The sequence below is a fragment of the Parabacteroides massiliensis genome (assembly GCF_900155425.1).
Taxonomy (GTDB): Bacteria; Bacteroidota; Bacteroidia; order Bacteroidales; family Tannerellaceae; genus Parabacteroides; species Parabacteroides massiliensis.
In genome coordinates this window covers 746,354-761,124 of the sequence record NZ_LT700191.1, presented here as the reverse complement: position 1 = coordinate 761,124, position 14,771 = coordinate 746,354, and the positions used below count along the sequence as shown (strand labels likewise).

Genomic DNA, 14,771 nt, shown 5'->3' with positions numbered 1-14,771 from the left:
TATTTTATAAAACTTTTATTGAAAAACGTCCGGTCAGGCAATATGATCGAATAAGTTTGCTTTCCATTCTTGTTGTGTAGTTGTATCTCATTGAATTTCTGATAAATAGAGTGTGGATTGTAGCGTTTGCTTAAAAACAGACAACAACTCTCTTGTTGTCTGTTTGGGAATGAAACAAAGAAATCTGAAAAAAGGCTGTGGATGCATTGTGCTTTTATGTGTCATTTTTAGATTATAGATGAAAAACAGAAAGAAAATAAAGAAGAAAAAGCCGATTCGTATGTGCAAGACAAGACTTTTATAATAGAGAAGATATGACTTAGTCTCAGCAGAACTACGTCAATTCAAGTTTTATCAATTACTGTTTTTGCCGAGATTATATATGTAAAATATTTAATAATATCACTTTAGCTTTAACCAATAAAAGGAAAGTTCTCAAGGAAACTTTATTTATCTGTAATATGTATTACATGACACGAGCATCTCTTTGCTTGGCTATATATCTGAAAACGGGCGCAATTTAAACAAAAATATCGAAAACACAATTTATATTCATAAAAATAAGAGGCGATACATTAAAATTCTTTTCAGAACGGACATCTGTATGTACATAAATTTGCAATAAAAGGATAAATGGGTTGACGTAGTTCTGCTGAGACTACGATAAAAATATATTCACAAATAAAAAAAGGTGTCTATGATGAAAAAGTTAACATTAGTAATGCTATTCCTTTTAGTCGGGATCGGCATGGTGATTGCCCAGACGAGGAAAGTGACGGGCATTGTTATTTCTGCAGAAGACAATGAACCGATTATTGGTGCTTCTGTAATGGCGAAAGGTACGACCATCGGTACGGTAACGGATGTAAACGGGACTTTCTCTCTGGAGATTCCCAATGCAACCAAAGTATTGACATTCTCTTTTGTCGGAATGGTGGGGAAGGATGTCCCGGTTCAAAACATGATGCGCGTAGTTTTAAACACTGCTTTGACGGAGTTGGATGAGGTGATGATTGTCGCTTACGGGACTGCAAAAAAATCATCCTTCACGGGTTCGGCCGCCAATATCAAGTCGGAAAAACTGGAAAACCTTCAAGCAGCCTCGTTGACAAAGGCTTTGGAAGGAGCGGCTCCTGGTATTCAGGTAACAGGAAGCACCGGTATGCCGGGGGATAATGCGAAAATCCATATCCGTGGCGTTGGTTCGGTTAATGCCTCGAACGATCCGTTGTATGTTGTCGACGGTGCTCCTTTTGATGGTGACATCAGTACGATCAATACGGAAGACATCTCGAGCATTACCGTTTTGAAAGATGCAACATCTGCTGCCCTGTACGGGGCTCGTGGTGCAAACGGTGTGATTATGGTCACGACAAAAAAAGGAACGTCCGGAAAGGTACAACTGAATGCAAAAGTCAATCTGGGTGTCGTTTCACGTGCCATCCCGGAATATGACCGTGTGAGTACCGGCGAATATTATGAACTGATGTGGGAAGGCTGGCGCAATGCGTTGGTAAACAACAATGGTTATACTCATGAACAGGCGGCTGCAGTAGCCAGTGGAGGAGATAAGAATGGCATCGTTGGCAAACTGGGTGGGTATAACAGCTATAACGTTGCCAATGACCAACTGATCGGTGCGGATGGCAAACTGAACCCGAATGCGCGTTTGTTGTATAACGACGATTGGAATAAAGAACTGGCACGTACTGCTTTGCGCCAAGAATATAATGTCTCGGTAAATGGAGGAACTCAGAATTCGACGTTCTTCGCTTCTGCCTCCTATACGAACGAAGAAGGAATGGTGAGATGGTCCGATTTCGAACGTTTCACAGGACGTGTCGGTCTGACGAGCCAGATTAATTCATGGTTGAAAGTGGATGCCGGCTTGTCTGGTGCGACTTCCAACCAAAACGGCTTTCTGGCAGAAGGCACTTATACGACCAACCCGTTCTATTACGGACGCATGATGGCCCCGATCTATCCTGTTTATCAATATGACGGTAACGGCCAAGTCGTAAAAGATGGCAACGGCGATCCGATGTACGATATGGGAGGCGGTTCTTCACCTTATGCCTGGGCCGGTCATACACGCCAATATGCGCCTAATTCAAACTTGATGGTGACATTGCCTCTTGACGATCGTTCAACGGAACGTAATATGATTTCGGCACGTGTTTCGGCTGAAATCAAGTTCTTGAAGGATTTTACATTGAAAATCTCCGGTAATACGGATATCAGCAATGACTATAAGACAACCTATCAGAACAATATGTATGGTGATGCGGAAGGCGTCTCCGGTCGTTCTACCAAGAACTATATCAAAAAGAATTCATATACGTTCAACCAGATTTTAACATGGAACAAATCCTTCGGAAATCATAACCTGGCATTATTGGGCGGACATGAAAACTATATGTACACCTATCGTTATTTGGAAGCTACCCGTACGGGTTTTACCATCCCGACGACAGAGATCGTGGCCGGTTCCGTTGCAGAAGGTTCGACTTCCTATACGAACGAATACAGTCTGGAAGGTTACCTGTTCCAGGCCAATTACGATTATGCCAATAAGTATTATTTGTCCGGTTCGTTCCGTTATGATGGAACATCCCGTTTCCACAAGGATGCCCGTTGGGGTACATTCTGGTCGTTGGGAGCTTCGTGGCGTTTGAGTGAAGAGGATTTCATCAAGGAGTATACATGGATTGACAATTTGAAACTGAAAGCGTCTTACGGACAGCAAGGAAACGATAATATTCTGGATGAATGGGGAGACCCGATTTATTTCGGATGGCAGAGTTTGTATTCATTCGACGACAAAAACAACGGGAACCTGAACGGAGCTGTCCATAGTCAGCTCTTGAACAAAAAACTGGAATGGGAAAAGAACTCTAATCTGAATGTAGGCGTCGAGCTGGCTCTGTTCGATTTCCTTCGCGGCGAGATAGACGTGTTCAACCGCGTGTCCAGCAATCTGTTGTTCAAAGCCCCTAAACCGCAGTCTGTCGGTATCGAATATATGTGGCAGAATATCGGGACGATGCGCAACACGGGATTGGAAGTCATGTTGGGATTCGATATTTTCAAAAAATCCGATTTCCGTTGGAGCCTGGATCTGAATGCAACGTTCTTTAGAAACAAGATCACAAAGATGCCGAAAGACTCGGACGGCAATCCACAAGAAATCATTAACGGAACCAAGAAACTTTCCGAAGGCCATTCAATCTATGAATTTTGGTTACGGGAATATGCCGGTGTCGATCCTGAAGATGGTAGCGCTCTGTATTATAAAGATATCGAAGAGGGCAATGGTAATGTGACCGGCCGCGAAACGACAAAAGACCAGAATGCAGCCGGCTATTATTATATGGGCGATGCTATTCCCGATTTGTATGGCGGTTTCACGAACAGCTTCAGTTATAAAGGTTTCGATTTGTCCGTTTTCTTCAGTTATCAGATCGGAGGCAAGATGTATGACTCTAATTACGCAAGTTTGATGCATCCGGGATCTTTTGGTACGCATTGGTCTGCGGATATCAAGAACCGCTGGCAGAAACCGGGCGATATCACGGATGTGCCTCGTTTGCAGAATAGCTATCCGGCTGCCAATGCCGCTTCTTCACGTTGGTTGGTCAATGCCAGCTATCTGGCACTGAAGAACGTGACGCTTTCTTATACTTTGCCGAAACCTATCCAGAATAAATTGGATATGAAGGGGTGTAAAGTCTTCTTGACCGGTGATAACCTGTTCTTGTTGTGTAAGCGGAAAGGTATGGACCCGCAGCAGAGTTTTAACGGTACGTCGGATTATACGTATGTACCGAATCGTGTAGTGAGCTTAGGTATTAACGTAACATTCTAAAAACATGAATCAAACAATGAAAAAAATAATAGCTTCCATCATATTGGCTACATCCCTGCTGATCGCTACGGGATGTGGTGAAGGGTATCTGGAGAGAGTTCCGACTAACAGCGTCACGGACGAAAGTTTGTTCTCTACTGTCAATGGTGCGGAAACGGCACTTAACGGAATTCATCGTTCCACATATGCGTATTATGATAATCATGGACGATTCGGACAAAAGTCCATAGATATTATTATCGATTTTATGGGAGACGATTACCTGCAGTTGGAACGTGGATACGGTTGGTTCGTAGGTTGGTATCAGTATTTGGATAACCGGAATATCAATTCCGAAAATTTGGAATTTGCGTGGTCGTATTATTATGATATTATAGACAATGTGAATCTGCTCCTGGAAAATATCGATAATGCTTCCGATGCTGCATTGAACGAAAGTTTAGTTAAAAATATCAAGGGACAGGCATATGCTTATCGGGCCTATTCTTATTGGCAGTTAGTACAAATGTTTGCTTATTGGTATGATTATAATGGAAGCAATACCCAATTGGGAGTTCCCTTGGTTTTGGACAATAGTGGCGAAGCCAAGCCTCGTTCTACAGTCGAAGCGGTATATGAACAGATTTTCAAAGATATTGATCAATCGATGACATTACTGGCCGAATCGGATGAATCCCGTCCTAATAAATCGCATCTTGATTTAAGTGTCGCTCAAGGTCTTAAAGCTCGTTTTGCCTTGACAACCGGCGATTGGGCAACAGCTGTCGATATGGCGCATCAAGCTCGACAAGGTTATCCCCTGACCAGTAATTACAAAAACGGCTGGAATAGCTCGAACGATAGCGAATGGATGTGGGGAGCCGTTTTAATCGACGAACAACAAACCAGTTATGCTTCTTTCTTTTCGCAAGTGGATCCGAATTTCGGAGGATATGCATCATTGGGCAGCTTCAAGTTGGGTAGTACTGAAATTATCAACTATATGGCCGACAGCGACCAACGTAAACAAGTATTCGATGAAGACCGCATAGGTTATAAGTTCACTGGTTTCGGAGAATGGACGAATGATTACATCTACATGAAATCCGGAGAAATGTATCTGATCGAAGCTGAAGCTTTAGCTCGCCAGAATAAGGATGCGGAAGCGCAAGAGGTCATTTTCGAACTGACTAAAAATCGCGATCCGGAAGCTCAAAAGCCGACTGTGACGGGTGAAGCCCTGATCCAGCATATTTTGATGGAACGTCGTTGCGATCTCTGGGGAGACGGATTCCGGTTATTTGACATCAAGCGTTTGAATATTGCTATGGATAGACGCAACAAAGGACATAATGAAACATTTTGGTCTAAAGCCGGCTATTTTGAAGCAGGATCAAAGGAGCTTCTGTTCTTGATCCCGAAACAGGAAATAGATTCTAATCCGTTGATGGAGCAGAATCCGTTGTAAATGTATTACAGAGAAACTTCAGCATTTTTTATCAAGCTGTAGTTCTAATAATATGGGAATATCCCAATACCTAATAAATAGACACACATTTATTAGAAAATCAGGGTCTGTAGTGATACAGGCCCTGATTGCTTTTATCTAATGCTTTATTGCCTGACGATAGTAGTATGGCAGTTGCCACTTCTCGCTCTATATGATACTTTTCATACCCGACTCATTTCTTATATGTTTATTGAGCCAGTTTTAATTTGGCTTGAATTGATATTCCCAGACTGGAATATTTTCTTTTTCGATTCTGGTTTACACAAATCATGATTGGGTGTTCTCCATTAGATAGTGTTTTTGATGTGTAACACAGTACATTAAGACTTGCATTCATCTCTGTTTTTGGTTTACACAGTGGTTTACACAAATGAGTAAAAACAGCGAATTTTAACGGTTAAAAGGATTTTTGTTTGTTGGAACAATTACAAATCAGATAAGACGGTTAGAATTATACAAATATCTTTTTCGTGTTTAATGATGAAAAGGTGCTTTATTTGTATTCTCTTATTTGGATGTTTGAGAATCGCTTTTTCTTTATGAGTAATTATAGTACTAACTAATTGATACATAAAGTAAAAAGCCCCGCTATTCCTGAGAATAACGAGGCCTTTTGGAAGCGAGCGGAAGACGGGACTCGAACCCGCGACCCTAACCTTGGCAAGGTTATGCTCTACCAACTGAGCTACTTCCGCAAAATGTGTGTTGCTCAAACATGTGTACTCGAAGCGGGACTTGAACCCGCACAGCCGCAATGGCCAAAGGATTTTAAGTCCTTCGTGTCTACCGATTCCACCATTCGAGCATCCCTTTCTCTTAAGAGATGAGCGGAAGACGGGACTCGAACCCGCGACCCTAACCTTGGCAAGGTTATGCTCTACCAACTGAGCTACTTCCGCGTTGTTACATTGTTTTCGTTTGCGTGTGCAAAGGTAGATGAAATTTTTGTTTCTGCAAATATTTGGATAAAAAAGTTACGTTTGATCCTGCGTTTTTTAATTTATCACGACCCATTCCTGCCCTCCGGACGAATTGGAAGAGACTGCATATCTTCTTAAAGGATATTTGGAGACTCCTTTTACCGGAGCTCCGGTACCACCATAAGCAGCTATATCAAATTCCGTTCCGCATTCGGGACAAGTTGCCGTACCGGCATTGTTGGGTTCGATGATAATGTCTCTTTTTGCTTCATGAGGGCAGCAAAGATCGAAAGCAAAGTATGTCGTGTTGCCATACGAATCGATTCCACAAACAATCAATACGCCCGAATAACCGGTCTTTTCTCCGGCAATACGGGCTTTGGTGATGGATTTGTGATTATAGATGCCTACTAAGTCTTTGTCTTGGAACCTCAAATCGATATTCAGATATACCGGTGCGTAAGGAATGTCCGATTCCTCAAATTTGGAACACGAACAGACCAACAATACGAGTAAGCAAAATAAAAATCGTTTCATCGTTTATTAGGATAATAGCTGTCGTTCAGCTTCGTTTACTCTATTAAACGCGAAACCATCCACTATATTTTGCATCAGGACGGAAATCTGGTCATTACATAAATTACCGATACTTCCTTCGTGCGTATGGTGAACTTCCTTGACCGGAGTGAATTTACCTGCTTCGATGTTCAATCCGACCTGCTTGTAAGCATCACGGAAAGGCACGCCTTCCAGAACGAGGCGGTTTACTTCCTCTACACTAAAGAGGAGGGCATATTTGTCGTCGTCCAGGATATGTTCGTTCACTTTCACCTCCCGCATCATATGCGTAACCATGCGAAGGCAGTCCTTCAACTCGTCGAAAGAGGGAAGGAAAACTTCCTTTATGATTTGCAGGTCGCGGAAATAGCCCGACGGGAGGTTGTTGCAGATCAACGTAATCTGCTGAGGTAATCCTTGCAATTTGTTGCATTTGGCACGTGTCAACTCGAATACGTCCGGATTCTTTTTATGCGGCATGATGCTGGAACCTGTCGTGAACTGATCCGGCAATTTGATGAAACCGAAGTTCTGGCTGTTGAACATGCAAGCGTCGAAAGCCAGTTTGGAAAGAGTGGCTGCAATACCCGCCATGGCAAAAGCGACGGTGCGTTCCATCTTGCCGCGTCCCATCTGGGCGTAAACGACGTTATAATCGAGCGAGTCGAAACCAAGCAAGTCTGTTGTCATCTGGCGTCTCAGCGGGAAAGAAGATCCATATCCGGCAGCAGAGCCCAACGGATTGCGGTTGCAAACCTTGTAAGCAGCCTGCATCATCTGCAAATCATCGGCCAGGCTTTCGGCATAGGCGCCGAACCAAAGTCCGAACGATGACGGCATGGCAATCTGTAAATGCGTATATCCGGGAAGCAACACGTCCTTATAGCGGTTGCTTTGCGAGATCAGCACTTCGAACAGGGCTGATACAAGTTCGACGATTTCCTGTATCTGTGCGCGGGTGAACAGTTTCAGGTCCAACAACACCTGGTCGTTGCGTGAACGTCCGCTGTGTATCTTTTTCCCTGTGTCGCCCAAGCGGCGTGTCAGCATCAGTTCCACCTGCGAGTGGACGTCTTCCACGCCTTCTTCAATTACAAACCGGCCGCTGTCGGCAACGGCATAGATATTTTTCAGTTCGGCAAGCAGGACCGTCAGTTCCTCTTTGGTAAGCAGTCCGATGCTTTCCAGCATGGTGATGTGAGCCATCGAACCGAGCACATCGTACTTGGCGAGATAGAGGTCCATCTCACGGTCTTTGCCTACCGTAAAGGTATCCACTTCCTGGTCTACCTGAACATTCTTTTCCCAAAGTTTCTGAGCCATCAAAAAATATAATTAATAAGGCAGAGATGCCAATATGGTCGATATTTTATCGATCGCATCCTGCAGCGGTTTTGATACCATTGGTTTGATAAACGGATTCAGTTCGGCACGGACGGTTATTTTCATCCGCGTGTCGTTTTCTTCTACCTGTTTCAACTGTATCCAGAGGAACAGGGGAACCGGAGAGTTCGTAGTCGTGAATTTGATCGTCTTGTTCGGTTCACGTTCCACGATCTGGAAGGTTATCTTACCTACCGGTGCGACAGAAAAACTGCAAGAGTCTTTGTCGAACTCGAAATCGTTAATCTTATCCTGAGGAATACGGTCCTGCACCTTTTCCAAGTTGGAGAGGTCGGACAGCACATTAAAAATACGATCCTCGTTGAAGGGGATCGTTTTTACTTCACTTACAAATTCAGTCATTTCTACTTACTTTGCTTCAGGATTCCAGTTTGCCGGATCTTTACGCCATTCCTGAAGAACGGCAACTTCGGATTCGTCAATGTAATCTGTGCGCAATGCTTCTTCCAGGACTGCGTCGTAGTTGCTCAGAGTCGTCAGCGTTACTTTTGCCTCTTTGAAAGCCTCAACTGCAACGGGGAAACCATATGTGAAGATGGCAACCATGCCGGCAACATCACAGCCGAAATTACGAACAGCCTGTACGGCTTTCAAACTGCTACCGCCTGTAGAAACCAAATCTTCTACGATCACTACTTTCGAACCCGGTTTTAGTTCGCCTTCAATCAAGTTTTCCAGTCCATGATCTTTAGGGGTTGAACGGATGTACACGAACGGCAGGCCCAACAGGTCGGCTACTAATGCGCCTTGGGCGATAGCTCCGGTTGCAACACCGGCAATAGCATCGGCATTTTCGTACTTTTCGCTGATAGTGCGAGCCAGTTCCAGTTTAATGAAACTTCTGATTTCCGGATAGGAAAGTGTCTTTCTGTTGTCGTTGTAGATTGGTGATTTCCAACCGGATGCCCATGTGAAAGGATTGGCTGGCTGTAATTTGACCGCCTTAATCTTTAATAATCTCTCTGCTACTAATCTTTCCAGTGTTTTCATACAACCTAATAAATATGTTTATATCAGTTCGCAAAGGTAGATAAAGGGAATGAGATAACCTTGTAGTTCTTGAAAAAAATGAGCCGGACATATTGTACAACATTTTTAGGGTGAGTCCGTGCCGATTCATGCTGGTTTATACTACGGTTATGCCTAAAATACTGATCCGGATACCGGGTATGTCTTTTATCGCTTCTGCACAGGCGCCAATGGTGGAACCGGTCGTAATGACATCGTCTAACAATAGAACATGTTTGTTTTTCAACGCATCGGCATTGCTGGGGTGAAAGATGCCCTCTACGTTTTTATGCCGTTCGGATCTCTGTTTGCGGGTTTGGCTTTCGGTCCTTTTGATGCGTGACAAGGACGAGGTGTCGATTGCGATTCCGGTGACGGATTGGATGCCTCGTGCGATCCATTCCGACTGGTTGTAACCTCTTTGCTTCATCCTCTTCGGATGGAGCGGAACCGGCAGGAGAAGATCGACGGTGTCGAACAATCCTGACTCCCGATAGGCTGTAACCGCCAAACGTCCCAGTTCATATCCGAGTTTCTTGTTCCCATGGTATTTTAATGAATGGACCAACTTTTGGCTGCTTCCCTTTTGCAGGAAATAGAACAATGCGGTGGCGGCAACAAAAGGCACTTTCCCTTGGAAAAGCCGGCTGACCCGATTATCCTTCATGTCCGTAAAATACGTATAGGGCAAATGATTCGAACAAAGCAGGCAAATGTGGTCTTCCCCTTTCACCAAAGGAGTTTGGCAAACCAGGCAGAGGCGGGGGTAGAACAAGTTCAGGAGATCATTCAAAATCATCCTCATAATCATTCCCGTTGAACAGTTGTTTCAAACAGCGGCTTGTCTCCCTTGTTTCGAAGCCACGTCCGGCAGCGAACCGAAGGAGCTTGGTGTAAACCTCCCGATCGTCTTTCCCGCGGGTCGTTTTCTTTTTGCTTTTCAGAATGGAAAGGAGGATGGAACGATATTCCTGTTCGTCGATGTCAGCCAATGCTTTCGAGCGGACATCGGATGGAATGCCTTTCCGTTGCATTTCGTAATTGATTTTGATACGTCCCCATTTGTTGAAACGCAATTTGTCGTTTACGAAATAGCGTGCAAAGCGGCTTTCATCGATGAAGCGTTCTTTCAGCAGGCGGGAGATGATCCGGTCGCTTTCTTCTCCGGTCAATCCCGCTGCTTTGATTTTCTTTTCTACGTCTTGGATGCAACGTTCGCTGGCAGAACAGTAGGCGGCTGCCTTGTGAAGCATCTCGGACTCATTGATCTGTTTCATTGCGTGCTTTTATGATCCGGTCCTTACCCGACAGGTCTTGGATTAATTCGATATCCTTATATCCTTCTTTTTCCAGCATCTCGACAACCATCTTGCCGCATGCTGCATTGATTTCGAAGTAAAGGAGACCGTCTTTTTTTAGTTTTTTCTTTCCGAAATGGGCGATATGCCAATAATAGAGCAACGGATTGTTGTCCGGGACGAAAAGTGCCAGATGCGGCTCATAGTCCAGCACGTTCTTCTCCATGTCTTTCTTTTCTTCCTCCTTGATGTAGGGCGGATTGCTGACAATAACGTCCAGGATGAACGGAATGTCCGCTTCGGCTTTCTCCGGATTCAGAATGTCCGTCTGGATAAAAGTGATCGTCGCGTTGTTGAGCTTGGCATTCCTGCGGGCGGTTGCGAGTGCTTCCGCTGAAATGTCCGCTGCAATCACACTTGCTTTTTTCAGATGTTTCCGCAGCGTGACGGCTATGCATCCGCTGCCTGTACCGATATCCAATATCTTGATTTTCTTATCAGCGTTGTCGATAATGACCCGTTCGACCAGTTCTTCGGTTTCAGGACGCGGAATCAGGACGGACGGGTTCACTTCGAACAAAAGGCTGTAGAAATCGGCCGTGCCTAAGATATATTGGATTGGCTCCATTTGTTTCAGGCGTTCGACGATTTCGTGAATCCTTTTTTTTTCGCTTTCGGACAATTCTTTGTCTTTACAAAATAAAAAATGATGCGGCAGGATATTGCAAACCCGCTCCATAATCAAACGAACCAAGCTGCTGACCTCGGAAGGCGGATATAGCTCCTTCAATGATTTCTTGATGTATGCGATGGTTCCAGTCATGCAAATATATTTTTTGCAAAAGTACGGATTTCTTTACTGATATACGGGGCAACCCTGCCGGAATTCCAGTTAAAACATGTTTTGTGATCGAAAGTCTTGCCCCGGCATTTCAAAAGATCAGTTTAATGACCCCTTCGATCTTGTCTCCTCTTTTAAGCGGCCTGTACCATTTTTCAGCATGAGGAATTAGGAAATTCTCTCTTCCCGGATTATTATAATCGGCTATCAATAAGCGGACAACCTCTTTTTCTATCCAAGGGCGAACTGATTGTGTGCCATCGGAAACGACGGTTACAGAATTGCCGTCCTTACTCTTCAGGTTAGCTCGATAAATATTCTCTTTAGTAGAACGGAACAGGTTTGAACCAGCTGCCGTCTGGTCATACGACCATGGTTTTGACGGCTGTTTGGAAGGACCGGCCAAACCGGATATCGGTAAAGATTTGTCAAACGCCTCAGCCTCTCCTTTTAGTGCGTCTATGTTGTCTTGGGGATATACGGTCCAATAACCTCTGCGCTCCCAATTTAAATGTATAAAAGAAGGGGATAACGTAAAGACCAATCCGGTTTGCCGGGGTGAGATATCCTGAAGCATCGTGAAGTTATAAGTAAAAATGACTTCTCCGTTTTTGTGGAAACAATATTCCAATATGCCTTCTGCTTCTTTATAGCTTCCCTTCACCTTTACGGAAACGACTTCTTCACCAGGAATGAAAGTGACCGACCGGGCCAGCCAATTCTCACAAACAGGATTATATGGTTCGAACTTCTGGTCTTTTCCCACCATCTGAATACCTTCACCTTCGCCGTTCAGAGGTAATACCATCAGTGAAGGCGATTGATGCAAAACGGTCTTCCCGTTACATTCGGCAGATAACAGTCCGTTGCGTTTATCGATAGTGAAATGTCTGCCTAAAGATTCAATCTCGATCTGATTCGTTTTTTCTTGCCAGGAAAGTTCTCCCGTCAAATGTTGTACCGGCTGTTCATATTCAGGCAGGATGCGAAAGCGATATTGGTCAATAACAAACCCACGCACGCCGGTTACTGTCAACTCCATGGTTTCCGTCTGTCGTAAAGATTCCGGAAGTTTGATTTCCAGTTCGCCTTCCGAACGGGGAGCAATGTCTGCTGTTACTCTGCCTGTTTTACCTCCAGCTTTCCATTCGATCGTACATTCCGACAGATTGCTGAAATTATGGCGGTTCTCTACATGGAAATGTACGGAACCGTTCTCTGTCATATTCCCTTTCAGTTTCATTTTTACCGGACTGTATGCTTTTTTTATACTCCAGTATTCCGGTTTTTCACGACGCCAACCGTCTACCGGTCCCCACGTCCCGTAACCGACAGCTCGTTCGCCCGGTAAAAAGAAAGTATCATCGATACCTGCCCAGATTGCGCCACCTAACACCCCCTGGCTATGATACATATCATTCCACATTCTATCCAACAAAGGTCCCCACATGCTACGAAGCCCCGGGTCGGCAGCCAGTTCCAGGCGGTTATAAGCGTTCAGGTGACAAAATTCGTCAAAAGTGACCGGGCGTTTACTGTTACGGTATTTGTCCGGTCCGGTCGGTCCGGGGTAATGATGATTGGTTACTTCCAGTTCGCCGTTATCTGCATCCGGTCCCCACTGGCTGAAGATACGTGGACGTGTCGGGTCTATTTCTTTCACAGTCTCGGATGCTTTTTTGAAATATTCGGCAAACTTCATCGATTCGTTCCCCATCGACCACATAATAACGGAAGGATGGCTGCGATTCAGGTTCACCATCTCGACATGTTGGTTGACTAATACGGCATCGTGCATCTCTTCCGGTACATTCGTGTTGTGAGCCCAACAGAAAGGGGCTTCCACTTCTACAAGCATTCCCAACTCATCGCAAGCCTCCAGCAAGGCTTCGTCGGGTGGATAATGAGAGGTGCGGAAATAGTTGACATTTCCACGGCGGAACAGTTCCACGTCTTTCCGCCACATATCGTTATTCACGGAACGCCCCTGCAACGGCATGACTTCATGATGGCATACTCCGCGAAGTTTTACCGGCATATTATTAATGAACATCTGGTTCCCGCGAACCTCCACTTGGCGAAAACCGATACGGCGCATGGTTTCATGTAATACCTTTTCCCCTTCCTTTAACTGGCAGGTGAAAGTATATAGATAAGGATGCTCCGAATCCCATTTCTCCGGCATTACGATATCAAAGGATTTTTCTGCTTTTTTAGTCGCTCCTGCGGCTATGCTTTGAACCGGACAACTATTTTGCTTCAACTGTATTTCTTTACCATCCGCATCTTTCAAAGTGAAATGAAGGGATAAGCCGGAAGATGCTGCAGATGATTCATTTGTTATTTCAATATCAGCCTTCAATATGGCATTGACATAAGAAGCATCGAAAGAAGTACTGGCATGAAACATCGAGAGATTCACCTCGGGCAAGGCAAAAAGGAAAAGGTCTCTTGTCAGGCCGCCCAACGGATGAACGGCGTATTGTGAAGCGCTGGATGTCGAATCGGCAAGACTTTCCGAAATGACAGAGATTGCGATACGGTTTTCTTTGCCTACCTGTACCAAATCCGTCACATCCAATTCAAAAGCCGTAAAACCACCTAAATGGGAACCAGCCTCTTTCCCGTTAATATAAATCCGGCTGTCGCTGTATATGCCGTTACAACGCAATTTGATCTGTTGTCCACTCCAAGCTGAAGGAATAGCAAACGTGCGGAAATAACCGGCCGCTTTCCCCTTTTCGACTTCAAAGCCCTGCATCACCCATTCACCGGGAACCTCTATATTTTTCCAATTGCTGACACTTTCTTTTCTCCAGAATTCTTTTTCGGGAGAAGGGTTAAACCGCCAATTTCCGGCTAAAGATATTTTTTGCTTTTCTACCTTTGCCGGTAAAGGAGAAAGACGCGGAACGGTGAAATCCGCAGCACAAACAGACTGCAGGCATAAAACTGAAACCAGTAAGTGAAATAGTTTTCTTATATTCATATCCGGTATTTTGTGTTTAAATGGTTGATACGATTTATATTTGCAAATAAACGACATTTCTTTTTCCCCGGCCCCGACTATCGTATAAACATAAGGCTTTTATTCGGAACTAATTTGCAAGAAATACATCAAAATCGGAACTACAGGTATAATAACAAAACTGTGTCAAAATTCATTGTTTTACTGATATACGGAAGTTTTTGAAAATATCGAAACAAAAGCCTCCTGCGGATGAAACAAAAGTTTCTTCTTGGTGAAACAAAAGTTTCTCCCGGGGAAAATTTAGTTTCAGAACGGGGAAATGGGTGAAACTTTTGTTTCAGAAGTTTTTTTGTGGTGAAACTTTTTGGGTTTTCCTGCTTGTCTTTTACAATCTTTGTACCTTTGTATGCACTAAGA

11 protein-coding genes and 3 tRNA genes are annotated in these 14,771 nt (G+C 44.3%); 2 read left to right on the top strand and 12 right to left on the bottom strand.

From position 1 onward, the window contains the following. Nucleotides 1-697 precede the first annotated feature (697 nt). Nucleotides 698-3,865, top strand: a complete 3,168-nt coding sequence (locus BQ9893_RS14145) for a SusC/RagA family TonB-linked outer membrane protein (protein WP_075966618.1) — start codon at nucleotides 698-700, stop codon at nucleotides 3,863-3,865. 16 nt (nucleotides 3,866-3,881) lie between these two features. After that, nucleotides 3,882-5,312 (top strand): RagB/SusD family nutrient uptake outer membrane protein, encoded by a 1,431-nt coding sequence (locus BQ9893_RS14140; protein WP_075966617.1) that lies wholly within the window; start codon nucleotides 3,882-3,884, stop codon nucleotides 5,310-5,312. Between the two features lie 229 nt (nucleotides 5,313-5,541). Here the strand turns inward: BQ9893_RS14140 and BQ9893_RS22570 are convergent, their stop codons facing one another. The 12 genes from BQ9893_RS22570 to BQ9893_RS14080 all read right to left on the bottom strand — a co-directional run bounded on the left by BQ9893_RS22570 (nucleotide 5,542) and on the right by BQ9893_RS14080 (nucleotide 14,372). Continuing rightward, nucleotides 5,542-5,691: an Arm DNA-binding domain-containing protein gene (locus BQ9893_RS22570; protein ID WP_374046600.1), complete on the bottom strand. Its 150-nt coding sequence runs from the start codon at nucleotides 5,689-5,691 to the stop codon at nucleotides 5,542-5,544. A gap of 285 nt (nucleotides 5,692-5,976) precedes the next feature. Beyond that, nucleotides 5,977-6,049 (bottom strand) — tRNA-Gly (locus BQ9893_RS14130). Nucleotides 6,050-6,074: 25 nt separating this feature from the next. Next, nucleotides 6,075-6,159 (bottom strand) — tRNA-Leu (locus BQ9893_RS14125). A gap of 21 nt (nucleotides 6,160-6,180) precedes the next feature. Continuing rightward, a tRNA-Gly gene (locus BQ9893_RS14120) sits at nucleotides 6,181-6,253 on the bottom strand. Between the two features lie 96 nt (nucleotides 6,254-6,349). Further along, nucleotides 6,350-6,811 carry a Rieske (2Fe-2S) protein gene (locus tag BQ9893_RS14115; RefSeq protein WP_075966616.1) on the bottom strand — a complete coding sequence of 154 codons (462 nt, stop codon included), beginning with the start codon at nucleotides 6,809-6,811 and terminating at the stop codon, nucleotides 6,350-6,352. Between the two features lie 6 nt (nucleotides 6,812-6,817). Continuing rightward, nucleotides 6,818-8,155, bottom strand: a complete 1,338-nt coding sequence (gene argH / locus BQ9893_RS14110) for an argininosuccinate lyase (RefSeq protein WP_075966615.1) — start codon at nucleotides 8,153-8,155, stop codon at nucleotides 6,818-6,820. A 12-nt stretch (nucleotides 8,156-8,167) separates the two neighbouring features. Next, on the bottom strand, nucleotides 8,168-8,578 hold the full coding sequence (locus tag BQ9893_RS14105) for an SRPBCC family protein (RefSeq protein WP_075966614.1): 411 nt from the start codon (nucleotides 8,576-8,578) through the stop codon (nucleotides 8,168-8,170). 6 nt (nucleotides 8,579-8,584) lie between these two features. Next, nucleotides 8,585-9,226 carry an orotate phosphoribosyltransferase gene (pyrE, locus tag BQ9893_RS14100; RefSeq protein WP_075966613.1) on the bottom strand — a complete coding sequence of 214 codons (642 nt, stop codon included), beginning with the start codon at nucleotides 9,224-9,226 and terminating at the stop codon, nucleotides 8,585-8,587. 136 nt (nucleotides 9,227-9,362) lie between these two features. Beyond that, entirely contained in the window at nucleotides 9,363-10,055 is a 693-nt protein-coding gene (locus tag BQ9893_RS14095; protein ID WP_081415469.1) for a ComF family protein, read from the bottom strand. After that, nucleotides 10,030-10,521 (bottom strand): regulatory protein RecX, encoded by a 492-nt coding sequence (locus BQ9893_RS14090; RefSeq protein ID WP_075966611.1) that lies wholly within the window; start codon nucleotides 10,519-10,521, stop codon nucleotides 10,030-10,032. Before BQ9893_RS14090 ends, BQ9893_RS14095 begins: the two co-directional genes overlap by 26 nt. Beyond that, nucleotides 10,505-11,365 (bottom strand): peptide chain release factor N(5)-glutamine methyltransferase, encoded by an 861-nt coding sequence (gene prmC / locus BQ9893_RS14085; protein ID WP_075966610.1) that lies wholly within the window; start codon nucleotides 11,363-11,365, stop codon nucleotides 10,505-10,507. Before prmC ends, BQ9893_RS14090 begins: the two co-directional genes overlap by 17 nt. Nucleotides 11,366-11,474: 109 nt before the next feature. Next, nucleotides 11,475-14,372, bottom strand: a complete 2,898-nt coding sequence (locus tag BQ9893_RS14080) for a glycoside hydrolase family 2 protein (RefSeq protein WP_075967386.1) — start codon at nucleotides 14,370-14,372, stop codon at nucleotides 11,475-11,477. Between the last annotated feature and the right edge of the window lie 399 nt (nucleotides 14,373-14,771).

Coding starts and splice junctions, on each gene's coding strand:
- BQ9893_RS14145 (WP_075966618.1), top strand. CDS start 698: ATGATGAAAAAGTTAACATTAGTAATGCTATTCCTTTTAGTCGGGATC.
- BQ9893_RS14140 (WP_075966617.1), top strand. CDS start 3,882: ATGAAAAAAATAATAGCTTCCATCATATTGGCTACATCCCTGCTGATC.
- BQ9893_RS22570 (WP_374046600.1), bottom strand. CDS start 5,691: ATGAATGCAAGTCTTAATGTACTGTGTTACACATCAAAAACACTATCT.
- BQ9893_RS14115 (WP_075966616.1), bottom strand. CDS start 6,811: ATGAAACGATTTTTATTTTGCTTACTCGTATTGTTGGTCTGTTCGTGT.
- argH (WP_075966615.1), bottom strand. CDS start 8,155: ATGGCTCAGAAACTTTGGGAAAAGAATGTTCAGGTAGACCAGGAAGTG.
- BQ9893_RS14105 (WP_075966614.1), bottom strand. CDS start 8,578: ATGACTGAATTTGTAAGTGAAGTAAAAACGATCCCCTTCAACGAGGAT.
- pyrE (WP_075966613.1), bottom strand. CDS start 9,226: ATGAAAACACTGGAAAGATTAGTAGCAGAGAGATTATTAAAGATTAAG.
- BQ9893_RS14095 (WP_081415469.1), bottom strand. CDS start 10,055: ATGATTATGAGGATGATTTTGAATGATCTCCTGAACTTGTTCTACCCC.
- BQ9893_RS14090 (WP_075966611.1), bottom strand. CDS start 10,521: ATGAAACAGATCAATGAGTCCGAGATGCTTCACAAGGCAGCCGCCTAC.
- prmC (WP_075966610.1), bottom strand. CDS start 11,365: ATGACTGGAACCATCGCATACATCAAGAAATCATTGAAGGAGCTATAT.
- BQ9893_RS14080 (WP_075967386.1), bottom strand. CDS start 14,372: ATGAATATAAGAAAACTATTTCACTTACTGGTTTCAGTTTTATGCCTG.